The organism is Synergistota bacterium (assembly GCA_021159885.1).
Classification (GTDB): domain Bacteria; phylum Synergistota; class GBS-1; order GBS-1; family GBS-1; genus AUK310.
On the sequence record JAGHDO010000005.1, the window covers coordinates 1 to 4,311 of the forward strand.

Genomic DNA, 4,311 nt, shown 5'->3' on the forward strand with positions numbered 1-4,311 from the left:
CTTAAGATGAGGAGCAACTTCCCTTATACCGCAATAAAGAAGCCTTATCGCTTCCGGGTTCGGCTTATCCTTGCCCATATAAGCGAAAAGATTCGGCTGCCTGCCGATCCTGAATGCTCTACAACCCGCTTTATAGAGAGATTCTACTTCCTCAAGTATATCCTCTACGGGACGATATTCCACTTTTTTACGCAGTCCTTCCGTGCAAAACGAACAGTGAGACGCCCTTTCGCACCCCCTTCCGGTTTCTATCTCGCATATTATATGAGGAAAGCTTGAGTGAAGTCTTATGATCTTCGCACCACGTATGGCCCATTCCCTTAACTCACAATAGTTTCTTTCAGCTAATAGTCTCACCTCTCCTTTAAGATAAGAATCTAAAACGGCGCACGGATCCCCAAGCGCCACGAGGTCAAAGGGCATACCCTTCACACTTAAAGCTCTCCTACCACCCTTAAGAGCATAGCCATATATAATGGGGCCACAGAGCATCTTAAACGGACGACTGACAGAAGAAGCTATATCTTGAAGCTCACTTAAGGTTAAAGGCGTTCCACCTCTGTACCTCCCAGGAACGGTTAAACCAGCAGTAACGATAAGAAGATCATAGGAATTTAGGAAAGTAAAGCGCGATTCCTTTTCCCTCCAGGCATCGACAGTTATATAATCAGGATCTATCCCGTGAGATGAAAGAACGCCCGCTAAATACCTCGGATAAGGGGATATATATGGAGGAACGCCAAAACAGGCAGGTTCGTCAACATAACCGTCAAGTATAAGGGCTCTCATCTCATAAGAAATTATAACCCATCTGTTATAATAAGGGAAATGAAAGAATTTTTAAAAGCTTTTCTTGAGATACTTAAGAAAAACCAGAGGGAAATTGAAGGATACAAATTCACGGTCCCTTCCTCTAAGGTTTATCCGTTTCAATGGCTATGGGATAGCTGTTTTCACTCTATCATATACTTGAGCTTGGGTGAAGCGGAATGGGCTAAGGAAGAGATCGTTTCAATTCTCGCAGGGCAATGGGAAAACGGTATGATCCCTCACATGATATACAGAGGAAGCTCCAAAAAACACCACGTGAAGTGGAACACGACGAAAAACACTTCCTCCATAACCCAACCTCCGATGATAGCCTATGCCGTAGAAAGAATTTATAGAAAAACAGATGATAAGAATTTCGTGGAAAAGGTCTTTAAACAGCTTGATAAATATTATGGCTGGCTTCGCACAGCAAGGGGGGATAAATACCTGCTTTACATAAAACACCCCTGGGAATCCGGACAGGATGATCTTCCAGTATGGGATCACATTTATGGAAAAAAAGACCCGAGCCGTAAAACCTTAAAAAGCTATAAAATTAAGATCTTAAGGGGAAGCTTACACTTCAAGGTCAAGTCCGTCCTGTTTAACTCCGTATATCTCAGAAACCTGCGATCTATGAGCTTTCTCGCAAGCGCTATCGGATTGAGCGAGAAAGCCCTCGCTTATGATCAAATTTACAAATTAACCGAAGAGGAGTTCAGGAAAGATCTGCTTGATCCCGAAGCGGGCATCTTTTTCGCCCTTAATGAAAATAAGCACATAAAAATAAAAACCGCAAATATATTTTTACCGCTATTCGCAAAGATGCTTAAAATCGAAGAAGCAGAACAGCTTATCGAAAAGTATCTCCTCAACGAAAATCTATTCTGGACGAAGTATCCCGTTCCCACGGTTTCCATCGATGAATATGCCTTTCAGCCCAACAGATACTGGCGTGGGAGCACATGGATAAACATAAACTGGTTCATCTACAAGGGCTTGAAGGAATACCATCTTAATGGCATAGCCGAGGAGCTCAGGCAAAGAAGCATCTCCTTAGTGAGTAAATCCGGCTTTCACGAATACTACAACTCCATAAATGGAATGGGAAGAGGACCCGACGATTTCGTATGGTCCGGACTGATATTCGACATGAATTAAGCAAATTTCCAGCACTTCACAAAATGCCCTCTCTCAACCTCAATAGTAGGAGGTTCCTTTTCACACATCTTTGAGGCTTCGGGGCACCTATCCCTGAACCTACATCCCTCAGGAAATTTAAGCAGGCTTGGGACGACCCCAGGTATGGTATAAAGACGTCTTTCTTCTTTATCCAGCCGGGGTATGGATTTCATAAGCCCATAGGTATATGGGTGCATCGGGTTATCAAAGAGGGTATACACATCAGCGGTTTCAACGAGTTTTCCTCCATACATAACGCCAACTCGATGTGAGACTTCAGCTATAACTCCAAGATCATGCGTTATAAAGAGTATAGATGTTTTGAACTCCTCCCTGAGAGCATTCATTAAATCGAGTATCTGCGCTTGAATGGTCACATCCAAGGCGGTCGTGGGCTCATCCGCTATGAGAAGACGAGGATTATTGACAAGAGCCATGGCTATCATCGCTCTCTGTCTCATTCCGCCAGACATCTGATACGGATACTCGTTTGCCCTCTGGCGAGGATTCGGTATCCCAACCTTCTCTATCATCTCAACGGCTCGCTCCCACGCTTCCTCCTCACTCACATCAGGATGATGCACCATGATAGCCTCTGCAATTTGAAAGCCTATGGTATAAACCGGATTTAAAGCAACCATGGGTTCCTGAAAAATCATAGAAATTTTCTCTCCCCTTATGAAGCGCATCTCCTCAGAAGATTTTTTGAGTAAGTCCTCCCCCTCGAAAATCACTTTTCCCCCGATGATCCTGCCGGGATATGGAACGAGCCTCATTATCGAAAGGGCAGTCATACTCTTCCCGCAGCCAGATTCTCCCACGAGCCCAAATACCTCTCCCTCTTTTATCGAAAACGATACATCATCTACCGCTTTGCCTACCCCATCTTCCGTATAGAAGTAAGTCTTTAAGTTCAAAACATCAAGAAGCGCCTTCATCTCCCTCTCCCAACCCCTCTCAATCTGGGATCAAGGAGATCTCTTAGAGCGTCTCCAAGCAGGTTCCAAGCGAGAACAAAAAGAACGATAGCCATTCCTGGATAAAACACTGTATACCAGTATTTAAAAGCCTCACCGGGAGCCCCTATAATCCAGTTCCTTGCATAGGATATCATCTGTCCCCAATCGGCATACCCCTCCGGAGCGCCAACCCCCAGAAAGCTCAACGCAGAAGCGGTAACAACCATAGATCCCATATTCATGGAAGCCTGAATTATGACTGGAAAGATGGTATTCGGAAGCAGGTGCTTAAATATTATCACGATATCCTTAACGCCCACCGCTTTTGCAGCCATAACATATTGCTCCTCCTTAGCCGAAAGAAAGCTTCCCCTTATAACGCGCGCATATCCCATCCAACCAAAGGCTATAAGGGCAATCATAACCTTATCAAGTCCCCTGCCAAGGATCGTCGTCAAAACCATAGCCGCCACGAGAAATGGAAAGGCCATAAATATATCCGTTATCCTCATCAGCGTCTCCTCAATCCATCCGCCGTAATAGCCAGCTATCGATCCTATTATTACCCCGATAAGCGCTGAAAAACCTACCGTTATCAGTCCCACCTTAAAGGCAGTTCTCGTGCCCCATACCACACCATAGAAGATATCATACTGACTTTGAGTAGTGCCAAAAGGATGGCCAGGCGAAGGGGGAGAAGGCTCCACAGACCAACCAGCCTTGGGAAGTAGATATGGAGAATCGGGAAATTCAGGCGGAGCTATTATAGGAGCAAGCAAAGCCACGATCATAAAGAAAATCACGAGAACCAAGCCCAAACACGCCGTAGGATTCTTAAGAAGCTTCTTTAAGATCCACCAGCTTCCTCTCATTCCAGTCTCACCCTGGGATCTATAATAGCGTACAGGATATCTACCACGAGATTTCCCAAAACGAGAAGCAAGCCATAAAATAGGGCTATTCCAAGAATTAGAGGGTAGTCAAGTTGCTGTGCAGCTCTCGCTGCCAGGCTTCCTATACCCGGGTAGTCAAAGATCGTCTCCGTGATAACCACACCTCCAAGAAGACCAAGTATCATCAGCCCCGCAACGGTAGCAACAGGAATAAGGGCATTTCTCTTAGCATGTCTGTTTATAACAAGCCTCTCAGGCACACCTTTAGCACGAGCGGTGGTTATATATTCCCTGTTCAAGACATCGAGCATGCTTGACCGGGTAATTCTTAATATAAAAGCCCACCAGAGATAGGAAAGGGTTATAATGGGAGCTACAAGATGCCTTAACGCATCTAAAGCCACATCAAAGCGCCCATTCAATATCCCATCGAGAACATATAATCCCGTATAAACCTTAAAGTGAGA

5 protein-coding genes are annotated in these 4,311 nt (G+C 44.9%); 1 reads left to right on the forward strand and 4 read right to left on the reverse strand.

Annotation, left to right across the window (positions count from 1 at the left end; all coding sequences use genetic code 11):
- A partial coding sequence (locus J7M13_00285; GenBank protein ID MCD6362433.1) for a radical SAM protein occupies positions 1-789 on the reverse strand: 789 nt, incomplete at its 3' end.
- A 39-nt stretch (positions 790-828) separates the two neighbouring features.
- On the opposite strand from J7M13_00285, the gene J7M13_00290 reads away from it, so the two are divergent.
- On the forward strand, positions 829-1,971 hold the full coding sequence (locus tag J7M13_00290) for a hypothetical protein (GenBank protein ID MCD6362434.1): 1,143 nt from the start codon (positions 829-831) through the stop codon (positions 1,969-1,971).
- On the opposite strand, the gene J7M13_00295 is transcribed toward J7M13_00290, so the two are convergent.
- The 3 genes from J7M13_00295 to J7M13_00305 form a co-directional block, all read right to left on the reverse strand.
- Complete coding sequence (locus J7M13_00295) at positions 1,968-2,930, reverse strand: ABC transporter ATP-binding protein (protein MCD6362435.1); 963 nt, start codon at positions 2,928-2,930, stop codon at positions 1,968-1,970. The genes J7M13_00290 and J7M13_00295 overlap by 4 nt on opposite strands.
- Entirely contained in the window at positions 2,927-3,823 is an 897-nt protein-coding gene (locus tag J7M13_00300; GenBank protein MCD6362436.1) for an ABC transporter permease, read from the reverse strand. The genes J7M13_00295 and J7M13_00300 overlap by 4 nt, the downstream gene beginning before the upstream one ends.
- Positions 3,820-4,311: ABC transporter permease (locus J7M13_00305; protein MCD6362437.1), on the reverse strand; the 492-nt coding region annotated here is incomplete at its 5' end. The genes J7M13_00300 and J7M13_00305, both read right to left, overlap by 4 nt.

Coding starts and splice junctions, on each gene's coding strand:
- J7M13_00295 (MCD6362435.1), bottom strand. CDS start 2,930: ATGAAGGCGCTTCTTGATGTTTTGAACTTAAAGACTTACTTCTATACG.
- J7M13_00300 (MCD6362436.1), bottom strand. CDS start 3,823: ATGAGAGGAAGCTGGTGGATCTTAAAGAAGCTTCTTAAGAATCCTACG.
- J7M13_00290 (MCD6362434.1), top strand. CDS start 829: ATGAAAGAATTTTTAAAAGCTTTTCTTGAGATACTTAAGAAAAACCAG.